Source organism: Helicobacter sp. (genome assembly GCF_029067145.1).
In the GTDB taxonomy this organism is placed as follows: Bacteria; Campylobacterota; Campylobacteria; order Campylobacterales; family Helicobacteraceae; genus Helicobacter_D.
Genome location: NZ_JAIEFA010000039.1, coordinates 34,803 through 52,590, shown reverse-complemented (window position 1 = coordinate 52,590; position 17,788 = coordinate 34,803). Strand labels below are relative to the sequence as shown.

13 protein-coding genes and 1 pseudogene are annotated in these 17,788 nt (G+C 37.6%); 5 read left to right on the top strand and 9 right to left on the bottom strand.

The window, feature by feature from the left end:
* Positions 1 to 19: 19 nt before the first annotated feature.
* Positions 20 to 307 (top strand): annotated as a pseudogene (locus K2N75_RS04580) (fumarate hydratase); the annotation flags it as partial.
* 10 nt (positions 308 to 317) lie between these two features.
* Entirely contained in the window at positions 318 to 875 is a 558-nt protein-coding gene (locus K2N75_RS04575) for a Fe-S-containing hydro-lyase (protein WP_297679763.1), read from the top strand.
* Between the two features lie 105 nt (positions 876 to 980).
* Here K2N75_RS04575 and K2N75_RS04570 read toward each other — a convergent pair whose 3' ends face one another.
* The 7 genes from K2N75_RS04570 to tgt form a co-directional block, all read right to left on the bottom strand.
* A complete protein-coding gene (locus tag K2N75_RS04570) occupies positions 981 to 1,250 on the bottom strand; it encodes a type II toxin-antitoxin system YafQ family toxin (protein WP_115551795.1) in 270 nt (89 codons plus the stop codon).
* Positions 1,250 to 1,444 carry a hypothetical protein gene (locus K2N75_RS04565; protein ID WP_115551796.1) on the bottom strand — a complete coding sequence of 65 codons (195 nt, stop codon included), beginning with the start codon at positions 1,442 to 1,444 and terminating at the stop codon, positions 1,250 to 1,252. The genes K2N75_RS04570 and K2N75_RS04565 overlap by 1 nt, the downstream gene beginning before the upstream one ends.
* A 52-nt stretch (positions 1,445 to 1,496) precedes the next feature.
* The gene (locus K2N75_RS04560; RefSeq protein ID WP_297679762.1) at positions 1,497 to 2,681 is read right to left on the bottom strand and encodes a protein kinase family protein; all 1,185 of its coding nucleotides are present in this window, start codon (positions 2,679 to 2,681) and stop codon (positions 1,497 to 1,499) included.
* Positions 2,681 to 6,490, bottom strand: a complete 3,810-nt coding sequence (locus tag K2N75_RS04555) for an Eco57I restriction-modification methylase domain-containing protein (protein ID WP_297679761.1) — start codon at positions 6,488 to 6,490, stop codon at positions 2,681 to 2,683. The genes K2N75_RS04560 and K2N75_RS04555 overlap by 1 nt, the downstream gene beginning before the upstream one ends.
* A gap of 64 nt (positions 6,491 to 6,554) precedes the next feature.
* Complete coding sequence (locus K2N75_RS04550) at positions 6,555 to 8,351, bottom strand: flagellar assembly protein A (protein ID WP_297679760.1); 1,797 nt, start codon at positions 8,349 to 8,351, stop codon at positions 6,555 to 6,557.
* Positions 8,352 to 8,365: 14 nt separating this feature from the next.
* A complete protein-coding gene (locus K2N75_RS04545) occupies positions 8,366 to 9,031 on the bottom strand; it encodes a hemerythrin domain-containing protein (protein ID WP_297679759.1) in 666 nt (221 codons plus the stop codon).
* A gap of 204 nt (positions 9,032 to 9,235) precedes the next feature.
* The gene (gene tgt / locus K2N75_RS04540) at positions 9,236 to 10,369 is read right to left on the bottom strand and encodes a tRNA guanosine(34) transglycosylase Tgt (RefSeq protein ID WP_297679758.1); all 1,134 of its coding nucleotides are present in this window, start codon (positions 10,367 to 10,369) and stop codon (positions 9,236 to 9,238) included.
* Positions 10,370 to 10,424: 55 nt separating this feature from the next.
* On the opposite strand from tgt, the gene K2N75_RS04535 reads away from it, so the two are divergent.
* On the top strand, positions 10,425 to 11,831 hold the full coding sequence (locus tag K2N75_RS04535) for a TrkA C-terminal domain-containing protein (RefSeq protein ID WP_297679757.1): 1,407 nt from the start codon (positions 10,425 to 10,427) through the stop codon (positions 11,829 to 11,831).
* A gap of 45 nt (positions 11,832 to 11,876) precedes the next feature.
* Here K2N75_RS04535 and K2N75_RS04530 read toward each other — a convergent pair whose 3' ends face one another.
* The gene (locus tag K2N75_RS04530) at positions 11,877 to 12,008 is read right to left on the bottom strand and encodes a hypothetical protein (RefSeq protein WP_297679756.1); all 132 of its coding nucleotides are present in this window, start codon (positions 12,006 to 12,008) and stop codon (positions 11,877 to 11,879) included.
* A gap of 10 nt (positions 12,009 to 12,018) precedes the next feature.
* A complete protein-coding gene (locus K2N75_RS04525) occupies positions 12,019 to 14,217 on the bottom strand; it encodes an NADP-dependent isocitrate dehydrogenase (RefSeq protein ID WP_297679755.1) in 2,199 nt (732 codons plus the stop codon).
* Positions 14,218 to 14,483: 266 nt separating this feature from the next.
* Here K2N75_RS04525 and K2N75_RS04520 point away from each other — a divergent pair, with 266 nt between their 5' ends.
* Both K2N75_RS04520 and ispG read left to right on the top strand, forming a co-directional pair.
* On the top strand, positions 14,484 to 16,661 hold the full coding sequence (locus K2N75_RS04520; RefSeq protein WP_297679754.1) for a WD40 repeat domain-containing protein: 2,178 nt from the start codon (positions 14,484 to 14,486) through the stop codon (positions 16,659 to 16,661).
* 21 nt (positions 16,662 to 16,682) lie between these two features.
* On the top strand, positions 16,683 to 17,774 hold the full coding sequence (gene ispG, locus K2N75_RS04515; protein WP_297679753.1) for a flavodoxin-dependent (E)-4-hydroxy-3-methylbut-2-enyl-diphosphate synthase: 1,092 nt from the start codon (positions 16,683 to 16,685) through the stop codon (positions 17,772 to 17,774).
* The last annotated feature ends 14 nt before the right edge of the window (positions 17,775 to 17,788 follow it).

The following is a 17,788-nucleotide window of genomic DNA, read 5'->3' as shown; positions in this document are numbered from 1 at the left end:
AGATTTGTATTAGAGACAGATGGTGATTGGTGTAGGAATCGGTGGGACAATGGAAAAGGCAGCACTTCTAGCAAAACAAGCCGCAGTGCGTGAAATAGATTCCAAGAATCCCGATGCGCGCTATGCAAAACTTGAAGAGGAATTGCTAGAAATTGCAAACAAAACCGGTGTGGGACCGCAAGGGCTAGGAGGCACGACTACGGCGTTCAAAGTCAATGTAGAATGGTATCCTACACACATTGCAGGGCTTCCTGTCGCGGTGAATATCAACTGCCACGCTGCGCGACACGCGGATATTGAGCTATAAGGAGGGAAAAATGTCAGAGCCAAAAAAAATTACTGCACCTTTGAGTAAAGAAGTAGCAAAAAGTCTTAAAGCGGGGGAAAGCGTGCTTATTAGCGGAACGATTCTCTGTGCGCGTGATGCGGCGCATAAAGCCTTAACAGAAGCTCTAGCGCGTGGAGAAAAACTCCCTGTGGATTTGAGCGGCGAGACGATTTATTATCTAGGACCCACTCCTGCAAAGCCGGGCAATGCGATTGGTAGCGCAGGACCTACGACAAGCGGGAGAATGGATAAATATACACCGACAATCATTGAACAAGGCATTCACGGAATGATTGGCAAGGGTTATCGCAGTAAGGAAGTCATAGATTCTATGGTAAAATACGGCGTGGTGTATATGGTGGCTGTAGGTGGCGCAGCGGCACTGATTTCAAAATGTATCACAAAATACGAAGTGCTTGCCTATCCAGAGCTAGGACCTGAAGCGGTTGCTAGACTTACGATTGAAAATTTCCCAGCCATTGTCGCAATTGACGCAGAGGGCAATAACTACTACGAAGTTGGGCAAGCACCGTATAAGAAGATTTAGGCTGCTTTCTTTTCCGCGCCTTTAGGGGCGCGGGGCGATTGTCATCACAAACAAGCTTAAATTCAAAGTGGGCTACAATGTGGTGCAAGGCGAATGGTCTATCGCCTATCCAAACAAATCACTATGGCTACCCACAGAAACACAAGTTAAAATCAAAAGATTTTCTTGCTTTTGATAGACAAGCAGCAAATCGGGCTTGATATGACATTCTCTAAAATCCTTATATTCACCTTTGAGCTTATGGTCTTGATATTTTTCTTCCAAGCGTTCATTGTTGGCTAATTTTTGGACAATATTATCAACTAACATTTGGTTATCTACCGAAAGCTTCTTGTATTGCTTTTTATATCCCTTAAGAATCTTAATTTTATACATTAAGATTCCATTATTTTTTTGTATTCTTCAAAGTCTCGGCAAATCTCATACTCGCCATTTTTTATTTCTTTAATGGCTTGTTTCATCAAGCATTCTTTCTCTCTTTTAGTCTTAACTTTGGCGTTATCAAGCTTTGCCATAGACTTGATAGCCTTTTGCAACTCTTTGCTTGCGTTTTCGATGATTAGCGTCATTGTGTGCTCCTTGTTGTTTGGGGTTCTGGTTTTATGAAACATTTGGAATCTTTTAGTTCTGTTTATCGTATTGACTGCAATAACCCGAAAAGGCTTTTTCTAATTCATCTAATGTTTTGTATCTTTCCTCTATATTTCCACTTGTTCCTTTATCAAAAAAAGGGCATTTTATCCTACCATTATTGGTTTTGCCTGTTACGACAAAAAATAAAATACGAGTAAGAGCAAAAATTTCGTGGTGTTTATCGTAATTTTCAAACCCTACCCTTGACAAATCAGAATAATCATTAAAAGAACCTTTAATTTCTGTATTTTCGCTTGTTAATTCGCTATTTGGTGTTTTGACTAATCCAAAATCAGAAATTTTTACCACAAGCAAATCATTATCATATTTTTTTAATAAAATATTGTTTGGGCTTATGTCTCTATGGAGTATATCTTTATCAAATACATATTTAAATGCTTTAATAATTTGCAATCCGATATTTTTTCTAATTTGTATATTTAGATTATTGTTATGTTCATCAATATAGGATTTAAGGGTAAAATCTGCATATTCCATAATATATTCATTCCTTTGAGGATTAAATGAATAAACTTCTAGCATATAGGGATTATTAAATGACTGCATTGTGTCAAATTCTCTTTTAAACCTTTCTAGCTCTTTTGTGTCTAAGTTCTTTTTTGCTCTTTTTAATGTAAAATATTTATTATAAAATTTATCTTTATATTTAAAAACTTGAGCATAAGAACCCTCACCAATTAGTTTCAAATTAGCCGATATTGTGGGATTAGTTGAAATTTCTATATTATTTTTAGGATTAAAAATAGAGATTTCATAATAAAGCGTTATTTTTTCCATTCCAATAGGTAATTCACTGCCGCCACTACTCTCTAAAAAAATTAAACATTTATCAAATATTTGATTATAGTTAGATTCAATCTCAAATGCAAAATTTGTTTCTTTCAACTGCCTCTCAAGTCTTTTTGAAATCTCTATGGCTTGTCGTAATTTTTTACTTTCTTCCGCCCAATAATGTTTATTACTTGTCTCTGTTGCTGGAAGTCGTTCATTCATAGCTTTAAAGCAGGTAATAATTTGTGAATGCAGTGTTGAAAAAATAATTTGTAACTTTTCATTCCTTGTATTTTTGTATAGCTCTTTATATTCATTACTCAAAACATTTTCTAACTCTTTTTCGGTAGCAGTTATAGCATTTAAAATAATCTTTTCCATTATTTATCCTCTATGATATTTATTTCGTTTTCGTTTAGATTATATAATTTATACACTAATTTATCAATTTCGGATTCTAAGGTGCTTGTATTGGTTGTGGAATCTTTGGCTTTGAGTTTTAGGATTTTATCTGCTAAAGCAATAAAAGGTTTTTGCTCTTTTGGTGTAAGATTAGGGATACAAAAATTTTCTATATAGGCTGGTTTGATTCTGTAAAATCCTCCCCGCATAACGACACTTATTTTTTGTAAAAACCACCAAGTCAATTTGGAATTTAATATAGCTAATAAGTATTTATAATCTAAATGCTTAAATTCCTCACTTTGAATATATCCGTAAATAGTAGCAGAAAAATAAAATTTGCCCGTAAAATCTAAGCTAAAATGTGTGTTATTGCAAATATCTGGACAAAGTAACTTTTCTATATTTTCTCCTTTTAACCCTTGCGCTCTCCCAAACTGATACCATTTATCTGTATCAAATCTTCCTTTTTCTCTGGCTCGCAAAACTTGTTCGCATTGTTTCAGATAGGCATAACCTTTAGGGAAATGTGTTTGCAAATCTAGCTCGCTATATAGGCTCATTTTTTCTTTACCTTTAGAATCCACTTCTTTAAAATAGGGAAAAATCACTCTTAAATCAGATTCTAACTTTTCATAGCGATGAAAGCTACTACCCATTAACAAAGGCTTTGCAAAATCTGATTCGATCTCTACAATCAAACCAAGTTCTTTAGAGTAGCCTTTTATTAATCCTTTGGAAGTTTCTTTGCATTGTTCTAAGAAATATACGCTATCTTTGCTCGTAGCAATTCCTACATATATTTTCTCAAAAATATCTCTTGCACTAGGGTGTTGCAAGATTTTCATTAAAATATTTTGCGTTTTATCGCCACTTAGATTCCAAACTCTGGAATCTAAATCTTTGTGTGGGAATATCCTCAAATCATCTTGAGTTATAGAATTTAGAAATTCTGTCATTTCTTGCTCTGTTTGAATTGAATCTGGAGATTTAATAAATTGTAAATTCTTTGCTTGATGATTAAACCAATGTAAAGCTGTATAGGTGCTTGCTTTAAAAACTTGAAAATCTCCAAAGTGAATGATTTTTGCGGCTTTATTTTTGACAAGATTTCTTAGCCCTTCTCCAAAATCTGCATTGAGCCATTTATGCGGCATAATAAAATTAATGGGTGCATTAGGCTTTACAATTTTTAATCCCATTTCGACAAATAGCACATAAATATCATAATTTTTTGTTGCTGCTTGGTAGGATTTTTTGTATTGTTCTGAAACTTGTTTATTCAAACCTTGTATTCTGATATACGGCGGATTCCCAATCACCAAATCAAAGCCTAGAAAGTCGCCATTACTATCGAGCACTTCAGGAAAGGCAAAACGCCATTCAAACGCATTTTTGTAGGTTTCTCCACTTAGGGCTAAATCTAGCTTTTTGCGTAAGGCTTGGATTTTGCCATAGGATTCTAATGCCCTCTCTTGCTCCTCTTTACTCAAAGTCGGAGTGCCAAAAAGATTAAATTGCAAAGAGTTTAAGCCCTCTAACAAACTTTCATCATCAAGCAAATAATTGTTGAATTGTTTGATATGGGATTCTATTGCCTTTTCTAGCTCTCTTTTTGTCTTTGGGTCTTTGAGGGTTAGGGTAAAGGTTGCTTGAATCGTCTCGATTTGCTTTTCAATATCTTTTTTAGAGATTGTTATCAAGCTTTGGTCGGCATTTTTGTATTCAAAAACAAGTTTTTTGTATTGCTCGATTTGGAAATTGATATTTGGAATCGTGCGTAATGAATCGCTTAGATTAAAGCGAGAGATGAGACTATTCCCACACTTGATATTAATATCAATATTAGGCAAAGTTTGGAGTTTGTGAATCTTGCAATTTTGGTCTTTGCTAAAGTTTAGATAATACGCATTTTTAAGCAATTCTATCCAAAGCCTAAGCCTTGCGATATTGCACGAATTGGGATTAATATCCACGCCAAAGAGGTTATTTTCAATGATAGATTTTTTAAGCGTAAAAAGTGCGATTTGGATTGTGTGGTTAGAATCTTGTAGCCTTTTGTAAGCAAACTTTTCGCCCTCTTTGGTAGTAAGGTGGATTTCATCGTCTTTAATTTGCAAATCTTTATACCCAAATCCCAAAAGCCCTAATTTGTGATAAATTGCAATCATTTCATTAAGTGCAGAGACAAGAAAATGTCCGCTACCCACGCTTGGGTCGCAGATTCTAATGCTTTCTAAAAGCTTTTTAAATTTTGATTCTTTGTCAAAATTCCTATCAATCTGCTTACGCAGGGATTCTAAATCTTTTGCACTCCAACTAAAAGCTGTATTGAATCTATCTAGAACAATTTTTTGCAAACTTTCCTTACACATATAGGAGGTAATGAAGTTTGGGGTATAGAAACTGCCCTCTTGATAGCCATTGAGCTTTTCAAACATTGCTCCTAACACGCTAGAGTTAATCAGTTTATCGCTTGGTGTGGAATCTTGGCTCTTGCCAAAGTCAAAGCATTCTAAGAAGTCAAAGAGATAGGTGAGAAAGCGGACAGGCTCTCTCTTTTTGTATTCTGTTTGTGTAGTGGCAAAGGGCAGAATCTCTAAAGCATCATCAAGCGCACTTAAGTCGCAAATTTCTTTTTCATCTCGGATAAAAAGTGAGGAATTGAGATAGGGCAGGAAGTTAAAGCCTTTGTCTTGTTTTCGCTCCGCATAATCCTTTGCCAAAACCTCAAAAAAGAGATGAGCCAAAATGCTAAAACTCGTGATTTTTGTAGAGGTTAAGAATCGCAAGTTTTTGTCAAAATTGTCAAAATTATTGAAATGCAGCAAGTTTGCTTCAATGAGCTTGAGGAACAAAATACGATTGAGCCAAAGAATGATATGGCTCATCGTGGTTTCAAAATCACTTGGTTGGTTTTGGGATTCTAATTTAGAGGCAATATGTTTGGCAAAACTTGATTTTTGTGCCTCGTCTATTTGAATAAGAATCTTGCCCTTAGTCTCTATTTCTTTTAAGCCCAAAATATGCAAAAGCTCATAGTAGAATTTGGGATTAAGTGCGTTAGAATCTCTGTGAAATTCATCGTGCAGAAATTCTTTGTTTAAAATCGCATAAGATTGCTTGAAATGTTTGTCATTACGCAAGTCAAAATGTGTGCCTTGCAGTGAAGTATTAAACAAATCTCCCTCTAAATTGCCTTGAAACTCTTTGCTTAGAATCTTTGCGAGTTCTGCATAGAAATCCTTTTGATTCTCAAGCAAATCTTTTTTATTTAAAGATTTATAAGCGTCTTGAATCTTCTTATTTTTGTAAAAATATCTTTCAAACTCTTTTGCTCTAAAAAGATAGAATTGATAAAAATCTGTGATGAGGATATATTTTAGTCGCGTGTTGTTTTCTCGTTCGCGCAAATAGTAGAGGATACACTCGTGCAATGCCTTGCAGTTAGGATTCTCTGCACTAAACATTTCAGTTTTATTCTTTTGTGTTTTGGCTTCAATGAGGATTTCAACCTGCGAATCTTTAAGCAAAGCTAAGTCAATTTCGCTATTGCCTTTTTGTTTGAAAGCCGCTTGAGTGTGGAATCCTAACCCTTGCAAAAAGGGTGCAAGAACATTTGCAACAATGGCTTTTTCATTTTGCCCTTTGTGTTTTTCAAGGGATTCCAAATATTGCGCAACTTTTTCTTTAAACTCCTCTAACTCCGAAATTTTGGATTCTGCATAGTCTTTGTTACAAGAAGCAAAAAATTCTTTTGGGGTGAGAGGTTGGAATTGTAGAGGCATTGGGTTCCTTTGTTTTGGGGTTTGCATTGCGCTTGGAGAGGATAGATTTGCGCGATTTTATGCCTTATTTTTGTTGTGGGCGCATTTCATCAATCCAACTTAGCAAGGACAAATCAAAATCTTTGTTGCTCCTTAGTCGGAAAAAGTCCCCGTCTTTGATGACTTCAAAGAAATGCGCAGGTGCTTCTTGGCTAAGAACCGTTTTGAGCGTTTCTTCGCGATTGCCCATATAGGCTTTGAATTTTATCATCGTTTCTGCCGCAGGAGGATTGCCACGAATCATCATTTTAGCACTCAATGCACCTTCATCAATGCCCTTGAGGCGCACTTCATTAGTGTAATAAAGATTGACAATCTCATTATATTCTACCAAATGTTCTTTGTAGCGCTCTAACGCTTTTTCGTATTGATCTACAATACTTTGGAGGTTTTTGGGCAATTTTTCCTCCGGCTTTTCTTCTTGGTCGTGCTGGATTTTATGCACTTTGCCTTGAGAGGCTAGCAAGTAGGCATAGATTTCGTCCATTTGCTTTCTTAGGTGTCTTAAGCGGATTTTGATTTGGTCAGAGAGCATTACATAATCCAAGCGGTCGCGGCGCATAAAGGAGAATTTAGCAGGATTAAGTTCAAAGGTATTGTGTTCGCCCAAGATATTATCTACCACGAGGCTATAACGAGGATAAATTTCATTATAAGAGCGCACCTCTTTGATATAAATATAATCCGCTATAATCGTGCCTCCAAGCGTGCTATTAATGTAGGCGACTTTGGCTTCCACGCTTCCTTTTTCTAGCACATCAATCACGACGGTGTGCGCCTTGATTGCGCCGCGATGAGAGCCGATGAAGGCGGTGTCGGTTTGGATTTTGGATTTGCTGTGTGTTTGTCCCTCAATGTTGAGTGCAGCTGGCTGTGCAGCAGGGGCACTTGGGGTATTAGATATATTTTCTGTTGTTTCGTCTTGTTTTTTGGGGGCAGATTGTCTGGTGTTTAATTCATCACTGATGATAAAACAAAGCGGTTTAATTTCCTTAAAGAATCCGTCTTTGCCTGCTTGAAATTTGATTCTATCTACATCTTCTCGTGCGCGGATGCTCGCATCTACACTTACTGCATTGGATTTAATAGGCTTGATTGCGAGCATTTCTCCTTTGAGATTCCGCCCCACGCGTCCCGCAACGGGCTTGATGTATTCAAAAAGCTCATCGCCTTTATGCACAGCTTGCATACAGATTTTTGGCACGAAAGCTTCAGTAGGTTTTTGCGCTTCTGCACCAAGAATCTCGGTTTGTAGCTTTTGGTGAATTTTGAGTTCCCCATCTTTCCCTTCTACGCTTGCGACGCCCGTGCCAATAGTTAGAATGGTTTTGGGAGAAATTTTACCCCTAATAAGTTCATTGATAAAAGCGTCAATTTGCGAGGTGAGCTTGCCATATTCGCGGATTCCGATGAGATAATCTTGCAATATCATCGTTTTGTAAAGTTCTTGATAGATTTCAGATTTTAGCTCTTCGTGATGTTTGATTTGATTGTTACAAAGCAAAACTGCGTGCAAAGCGGTGTTTTCGTTGGGAACAAGTTTGATTCCAAAGGTGCGCGCAGGTTTTTCGCTTTTTTTGCAAATCTCAATCTTATAAAGCTGCTTAATGTCAATATTGGCGGTAAAATTAGAATTTTTATTAAAAAGGCTAATGTCGCTAACAGGTTTGTATTTGTTCTCACCCTTTTTGCTATAAAAGGTGCGGAAATCTAGTAAATAAAAGTCAATTTCTTCACCAAAATTTTTGCGCTCTTGCAATAAAAGATTCCGTAAATTTTTAACATCATTGAAAACCTTATGTCCTTTTGATGTAAATGCCATTGTGTTTTTATTTCCTAGAATTGTTTAAAATATTTTTTAGCAAGTGTTTCAAAATTGTCCTCATCATCTAAATTGGAATCACGATAAACAAGCGGTTGTTTGCAAACTTTGCACCGCACAAATGTGCCTTCTTCTTGCATAATTTTGTGCAAGGCGTCGCAGACTTTAAACTCTTTTAAGAGGCAGAGGCAAATGTATTTGTGCCACGGCTGGTGGGCTATGTCTTCTGTTTCGGCTAGAATTTTTGTTTTTTGCTCTAAACTATAAGGAATCTCTTTGACATCGTGGAGTCGGTTGCGGTAGGATTCTATTTGTTTGTCTTCGGTTAGAATATGTGCAATGAGCCAATTATGCAAACATTCATAAAATTCCTTAGCGGTATGTTCTATATCTTCTAAATCCATTAGCAGCATAGAAAGGTTGGAAACTAGCTCACGATGACGCGTTTTGTGCTGGTTCAAAAAAGGATAGCCAATGTGCTGCATATATTTTTCTTCGTCGTTGAAATGCTCTTTGGCGCTTTCAATGACGGCATTCATTCGTGATTCTAACTCTTGAGCTTTGTTGGGAGAAGCGCTTTTGACGAATTTTTTGGTTTCTATAAGTAATTGCATAAAAGCTTTATGTTGTTCGTCTAAATGTTGATTTTTAATGCTAAATTCTTCACTCCACGCTAGCACCGCTATCCCTTTTTGATTTCTTAATGAAAGTATTTTAAAATTATAATATTTTGCACTTTAAATTTGCTTTTATAATATAAAGTTTATTTAATTATTCAAGATTCTGTGTGCAAGGACAAATCCTCCTGATTTGTTATTGCAAGTTAGTATTGCAATCTAGTTCTTGTAAAAAAGAATCGCTTACAATGGAATCGCGAGCAATTTTTATGCAGACATTGATTCTATGGAGTCCTTATAAAATCGTGTAAATTCTCCTCTTAAAATCGCCTCTCTTGCGTCTCTTACTAAGTCCAAATAAAATGCAAGATTGTGAATGCTTGCAAGACGAAAATAGCTGATTTCACCTGCGCGAAACAAATGGTGTAAATAAGCGCGGGAATGGTTTTGGCAAGTGTAGCAGGAGCATTTGGAATCTAGGGGTTGTGTGTCAAGTTTAAAGCGTGGGGATTTAATAGCAAATTTACCAAAATGTGTAAAAATCGTGCCGTTTCTTGCATTTCTTGTAGGCATTACGCAATCAAACATATCCACACCTCTCGCGATTCCTTCTAGTATATCGCGAGGCGTGCCAACACCCATTAAATAGCGTGGCTTATCTTTTGGCAAAAGCGGTGTAGTAAAATCAAGCGTTGCATACATTTCTTCGTTTGGCTCACCCACTGCTAGCCCGCCAATGGCATAGCCGTCAAAATCTCCCAAACTCGTTAAATCCTTTGCACTTGCTTCTCTAAATTCTTTATCTGTGCCACCTTGCACGATTGCAAAGATGTTGTTCGTTAGGATTCTGCCTAAATCAGCGGCGCTTTGTTTTTTGTAATTGTGGTAGTCAATGGCGCTTTTAGCCCATTTAGTCGTGCGCGCAATGGAATCCCTAATGCGTTCTTTACTAGCGGGCAATCCGACTAAATCGTCTAAAATCATCATAATATCGCTATTTAGATTGTACTGAATGTCTAAAACCTTTTGCGGAGAGAAAAAATGGCTAGAGCCGTCAATATGGCTTTTAAATATGATTCCGTCCTCACGCAATTTCACATTAGAATTAAGGCTAAACGCTTGGAATCCACCACTATCGGTTAGGAAGTTGCGGGGAAATTTGCTAAATGCGTGCAGCCCGCCAAGTTCTCTAATCACCTCATCGTTAGGGCGCAAATAAAGATGATAAGTGTTGGCTAAAATTATCGGGGCGTTGAGGGCTAAAAGGTCGCTAAAATCTAATGCCTTGATAGTTGCTTGTGTCCCAACAGGCATAAAAATCGGTGTTGGCACTTCGCCGTGTGCGAGTTTTAGCACGCCTGCGCGCGCATTTTCGTCCGTCCTTTGCAAATTAAATTCCATTTTCAACCTTTTTTTGCTACATTTTCGCGAATTTTTATCACTACAAAGGGGAGTTATGCGAAAAGTGCTTTTGATTTTAGACGGAATTGTAGCAAAAGAATTCCTAAGCATATTAATGGCAAAGCATTTGGATAAAAATACTTATATTTTTGTTTCGCTTGATAAGAATCTTTTGCCCCAAAATCTCCCACAAGACCACGAGTGCTTTTCGTTTGACCCGAGTTCGCCCAATAAGTTGCGCGAGATTCTAACTGCGCAAATTACAGATTGCTACATTATCACAGACAAAGCAGAAGAGCGCGAGATTATCTACCATACTTTGCGCTCCTATAGCAAAACCTTGCAAATTAGCATTTTAGGAGAGATTCCTTTGCAAGGTAATGATAAGCAGCTTTTGATGATTAATGAAGCACTTGTATTAAGCGGTAAGCTGTTTGAAAAATTCCCCAATGTGCCACGCACTGCAAAATATATTGGTTTAGGACAAGGCGAAATTATGCAAATTAGCGTGCCTTTTGGAAGCCCTTATGCGTATCGTAGTGTGGGAGTGATTAAGCAAAAGAAATGGAAAATTGTTGCGATTTATCGCGCTGAAGAGTTGATTTTGCCCAAATATTCTACCACGATTCTGCCTAATGATTCTTTGTTGCTCATCGGCGAGCCCAATACTTTGCGAGAAATTTATCATCGGATTAAAGAGGAGTTTGGGCAGTTTCCAACGCCTTTTGGGCGCGATGTGGTAATGTATTTTGATTTGTCGCATTCCAAAAACCTTGAAGAATGTATCCATCAGACATTATGGCTCTTTTCACATTTTAAAAACAAGCGTCTGCATTTATGCTTTTTCAATCCCACAAGCATAGAGGAGATTGTGTGCTTAAGAAATGATATGCGTTTAAATGGAGAGCATATCTCGTGGAGTGTGGAATTTTATGAAAATTCGTTAAAAGAAATTTTGAATCGCGATAAGACAAACAAAAACATTGGCTTGATTTTGTTAGAGGGATATTTGTTTGAAAAATATAAAGACTATTTATTGGATTTGGGGATTCCGCTTTTGAAGTTTGGTATGCAATCTTTAGAAAAACTAACCCACAGCGTGGTTGTGTTGCCCGAAAAACTAGAGGAAGCAGAGAAAATCTCCTCTGTTGTTTTTGATTTATCAACCCAAATTGGGCTTAAGATTCTGCTTTATGACTTCAATCCCAATGAGGAGGACCACGACCAAGCTTTGGATTATTATAAACACATTGCTAAGGTGTTTGACAAAAAGATTATCATTGAGCAATCCAACACTCAAAATCCTATCCTGTGGCTTAATCGTCAAAAGCATATCTTGCAGATTCTGCCTTTGCGCAAAGAAAATGTGAAAAAATTTTGGTTCTTTTCGTTGCGCAATGTAGAAAATTTAAGCACACACTTAACAAATCTCCCGCAGCTTTTTATTCCGCTTTCTGTATAGGCTTCGTCCTTGTTGTGTTCTCTTTTGCAAGATTATAGATTTGCGCTAAAGCGGGTGCAAATGCTCACGCAAATCGCGCCACGACTTCTTACGAAGTCTCGCAATGACAAAAATCAACCATTGTGTTATTGCGAGCAAAGTGAGAGACAAGGCAATCTGCGATATTGCGCGCAACAATAGGCGCGCTCTATTTAATCTTGGCTAAAATCGCATTAAAAGTTGCACTTGGACGCATAATCGCATCGCATTTTTCATCGTCTAGCTTGTAGTATCCGCCTAAATCTACTTTTGCGCCTTGTGCGCTTAAATATTCTTGATGAATCCTCTCTTCATTCTCGCTTAATTCCTCTGCGATTCCTTTAAAAAAGTTTTGCAAACTAGAATCGCTACTATCTCGCGCAAGAGATTGGGCAAAATAAAGCGCAAGATAGAAATGGCTTGTGCGGTTGTCGTCTTCTCCTACTTTGCGTGAAGGGGCTTTATTGTTGTCTAGCCATTCTCCAATCGCACTATCAAGGCTGTTTGCTAGAATCTGTGCTTGCTTGTTGCCTGTTTTTTGAGCATAAAATTCTAGGCTCGCCTGTAATGCCAAAAATTCGCCCAAACTATCCCAACGTAAGTGATTTTCTTCTACAAGTTGTTCTACTTGTTTTGGCGCGCTTCCGCCCGCACCGGTTTCAAACATAGAGCCGCCGTTGAGCATTGGCACGACAGAAAGCATTTTTGCGCTTGTGCCAAGCTCTAAAATCGGGAATAAATCGGTTAAGTAATCACGCAAAACATTTCCGCTAATGGAGATTGCGTCTTTGCCTGCACGAATGAGCTTGAGGGATTCTAAACACGCTTCTTTTGGAGGTAGAATCGCAATGTCTCTGCCTTTTTCTTTTAAGCGCGCCTCTACTAAATCTATCATAATTTTATTGCTTGGACGTTTGGAATCTAGCCAAAAAATTGCCTTGTTGCCCGTTAAATCTGCGCGTTGTATGCCTAAGTCAATCCAATTTTGCACCGCTTCAAATTTTGCTTGATTTGCGCGATAAATATCACCTTTTTCTACTTTGTGCTCTAGCAGAGTTGTGCCTTTTTCATCTACGATTCTAAAGATTCCATCTTCTTTAGCGATAAAGGTTTTATCGTGAGAACCATATTCTTGTGCTTTTTTTGCCATTAAGCCGACATTGGAAACGCTACCTAGTTGGCTAGGATTGAGTGTGCCATTAGCACGCAAATCCTCTACAACGGCTTCGTAAATTGTTGCGTAAGTTTTATCCGGAATCAGCGCATTGGTGTCGCGTTCTTTTCCTTCTTTGTCCCAAAGTCTTGCACCATTTTTAAGCATTGCAGGCATAGAAGCATCTACAATCACATCGCTCGGAATGTGTAAATTTGTAATGCCTTTGTCGGAATTTACCATAGAAAGCGGCGCGCTTTTGGCAAGAATTTCATTGTATTTTGTAAGAATCTCTTGTTTTTTGGGGCTATTTTCTGCTTTGCTTAAAAGCTCGCTAACGCCATTGTTAGGATTCACGCCAAGTTGTGTTAGCTCCTCACCAAAAGAATCAAAAAGTTCTTTAAAATACACCTGCACTGCGTGTCCAAAAATCACAGGGTCGCTGACTTTCATCATTGTGGCTTTGAGGTGGAGAGAAAGCAAAATGTTTTCCTTTTTACATACTTCAATTTGTTTGGCATAAAATTCATCTAACACCTTTGCGCTCATAAAAGTTGCGTCCAAAATCTCGTTTTTATCTAGTTTAAGATTGTCTTTTAAGATTTCCGTGCCTCCTTTGCCGATAAATTCAATTTTGGCTTTAGTAGCTTCTGGAACTAAAATTGCTTTTTCGTTGTCAAAGAAATCTCCCTTTGGCATATAAGAGACGCGTGTTTTAGAATCCTTGTGGAACTCTACGACACGATAGGGATTTCTTTTGGCGTATTCTTTGACTGCTTTTGTGCAGCGGCGGTCGGAGTTGCCTTGTCTAAGCACGGGATTGACTGCAGAACCTAAAACCTTTTGGTATTTTTCTTTGATGGCTTTTTGTGCTTCATCTTGAGGTTCATCAGGAAAATTTGGCACATCGTAGCCTTTGGCTTGTAGCTCTTTGATTGTTGCTTTTAGTTGTGGAATAGAGGCGGAAATGTTGGGCGTCTTGATGAGGTTTGCGTCGGGCTGATTGACAAGTTCGCCTAAAATTGCAAGCGCATCTTTGACTCTTTGTGATTCTTTTAGATTTTCTGGAAATTGCGCCAAAACGCGCGCAGAAAGAGAAATATCAGAAGTCTCTACGGCAATGCCAACTTTTCCTAAAAATGCTTGAACAATAGGCAAAAAGGAGTAAGTCGCAAGGGCTGGGGATTCGTCTGTTAGGGTATAGGTGATTTTCATAAAGATTCCTTTAATGTAGAATTTGTCGTTTGAGTATAACAAAGAATTGCGCAAATTTTGCTAATTTTAGTCAAGATTCTTTTTACTTTCTTGATAAAATGTGAATTGTGTTGCACTTTGTAAATTTTGTGGTAATAATTTCGTATTTACACATTTTGTTGAAATATTAAGAAAGTTATAAATTTAAAACGCAAATTCAAAGAGTTTAAAGTATAATAATAAATTATGATTTAGATTTGACAATTTCGTCAATTAAGGAGCACAGAATGTTTCCTGCAAAAAGCAGTTTAAAGTTAGTCGGTAGCGTGCTTGGAGTCGCAACGGATAAGGATTCCATTATTTGTATGGATAATTTTTATAATATTTCTACTTTTTCCAAAGAAAATAAAGTGATTGATAAAGTATTGCAACTTTCTAAAGAAGTTGAGCCTTTACATCATTTTAGCAAAGCGGTTGCTATTTCTTATACGACTTCTAAAATTGCTATGGGTTTTGTCAAGGCAACCAAAGGCGTAGTGGTCACTACTACGCCGGAGATTGCGCCTATAGCACAGCTTACTTGGCAAAAACTTGCAATTTCTAAAGCTACTTTTTCTCACGAAGATGATTATTTAGCAACAGGAGGTGAAGATGGACGCGTGTTGCTGTATTCTGCCGACAATTATCAGCTAGTTTTGAGTATGCCTCCTTTGCCTGATTATATTTCTTCTATTGCGTTTAGTCAAGACGAACGGCTAGTTTTTGCGGGTTGTTTTGGCAAAAGCGCAATGATTTTTGATGTGGTGAAAAATGATTTGGTTGCTATGATTAAGACGGAATCGTTGATTGAAGACGCATTTTTTTATGCAGACAATACAAGATTGTTTTGCGTAACTAAAGAGGGGCAAACTTTGATTTATGATGTGTTGGAGCAAAAGTTCATCAAAGAAAATCTATTAAAAGGAGCTTGGCTTACACGATGCCGCCCGCTTGCAGGCGAGGAATTTGCACTTGTAGGGGCAAAGGACAAACAATTACGTATCATTGATTTGAGCGATAATACTTTAAGCGATTCTATTACTCTTGAACATAGCGGAATCACAACAATGAGAGTGGAGGATAACCTGCTTTATCTTGGATTTTCCGATGGAACAATAGAGATTGCAGACCTCAACGAAGCCAAAGAAGAAATGCTAGAATTGCTCAATAATAATGACCTTAAAGGCGCGTTGGGCTTGATTCAGTCTAAAAATATCTTTTTGCAAACTTTAAAAGAATACCGCACAAAACTAGAAACTCTTTGGAAAGAAATGCTTGCAAAAGCTATTGATTTGCTTGCAAAAGACCAACTTCAAGAAGCGACTGCGGTTGTAGAGCCATTTATGCTAGATCAACGCAAGAGAGAAGAGTTTGATTATTATTGGCAGCAAAAAGAAGCGGTAGCTAAATTTATGGACGCGATTGAAGCAAAAAACTATATGGAAGCTTATAAGTTGGTTGAACAAAATGCATATCTAAAAGAAACGGTGGCTTATACTAAACTAGAAGAAACTTGGGAAAAATCTTTTGAAGTCTCTAAGAGATTGCTTTTCCAAGACCCTCAAGGCAATTTAGTCAAAGCGCAAGACTTGTTACGTCCCTTTGTAACGGTGAAATCTAAAAAAGATGTGGCAATGACATTGCTTAGAAATAGCGATAAATTCGTGCAAGCCGATAAAGAATATAAGGCAAAAAATTTTGTAGAATATTTTAAATTATGCGATAGATTGCCTTTTTTGAAAGAAACTTTGATTTACAGAAGTGCAATGCTCATTGGCGACCAGATTGCACAACGTGTAAATGCTTGCGAGAATCAAAACGATTATACAAAAGCCTTAGAGATTTGTAAGTTACTTGCTTCTATGTCGCCTTTTAAAACACTTGCAGACGAAAAGGCTAAGACGATTCAGATTAAGCTAGATTTTGCACAAGCTTGCAAAGAGCGTAAATTAGCTGACGCATTTAAAATGGCGGAAACTTACTTTGAATTGCGTTCTATGCCAGAATACAAAAAGCTTTATGATGATTTTAAGAGATATGAGAAAATTGCCTTTGGATTTGCTGCAACAGGTAATGGAAAGGCGACTTTGGATAATCTAAAAGATTATCTTTATATTGAATATTGGCGCGATAAAATCGCTGCAATTTTAAAGATCGCTTATCTTTCCGAGTTTATGCTTAATGCGCCCGGCAAAGAGGGCGCACAACCAGACATTTGCTGGAAAGAGACTTTTCAATATTATATTGAAAGATATGGTAAAGATGAGGAGATTAAAAAGTTAGCAAATGAGATTGGATTGCAAGATGTATTAGATAGCATTCCTTTTGATGGAAATCCAAAAGGGTATTTAACAACCATTGTAGCAGATTCTTTATTATGCATTGATAATCAGCCGCTACACCAACACGAAGAAAATAAATCATAAAGAGCTAGAGATAAACAAAAAATGGAATCTCAAGCTTTAAAATTGCGCTATAAAACAAAGCAAATTGCAGTGGGCAATGTCCTAGTGGGCGGAGACGCACCTATTTCTGTGCAGAGTATGACTTATAGCAAAACAGCTAATTTACAAGCAACAAAGAAGCAGATTGATTGTTTGCAACTTGCAGGGTGTGATATTGTGCGTGTGGCAGTGAGCGATGAAGAGGACGCAAAGGCGTTAAAAGCACTTAAAAGTATGGTTTCCATTCCTTTAGTCGCAGACATTCATTTTCGCTATAAATTCGCCCTTATTGCGGCAGAATCGGTGGATTGTGTGCGCATTAATCCGGGAAATATTGGCTCAAAAGACAAAATCAAAGCAGTTGTCAATGCGTGCCAAGAGCATAGAATCCCAATTCGTATTGGCGTGAATGCAGGTAGTTTAGAAAAACCTTTTGAAGACAAATATGGTGCGACACCCAAAGGAATGGTGGAATCCGCATTATATAATGTCAAGCTTTTAGAGGATTTTGGCTTTACAAATCTCAAAATTTCTCTCAAGGCAAGTGATGTAGAGCGCACAATGAGCGCATATCGTATGTTGCGTCCCTTGGTAGAATATCCTTTCCATTTGGGTGTTACAGAAGCGGGGGATTTGGAATCCTCTATGATTAAAAGCTCCATAGCACTCGGTGGATTGCTTATGGAAGGGATTGGCGATACGATGCGTGTATCTATCACGGGCGAATTAGAAAAAGAGATTGAAGTTGCGCGTGGAATCCTGCGCTATTGTGGAAGACAAAAAGAGGGGATTACTTATATTTCGTGTCCTACTTGTGGGCGTTTGCAGGCAGATTTAGTGCCGATTTTGAAAGAGTTAAAAGAGCGAATGCCCAAGATTAAAACACCTATGCAAATTTCTGTTATGGGTTGTGCGGTCAATGCCTTAGGCGAGGCTAAACATGCAGATGTGGCGATTGCTTTTGGCAGTGGCGATGGATTGGTGATTAAGCACGGAGAGATTGTGGGCAAATACAAGCAAGACGAATTGATTGATGTTTTTATTAAAGAAGTGGTAAAGACAGAAAAAGAGATTGCTAAAAATCTTAGGGAATAAGATTCGCTCTTAAG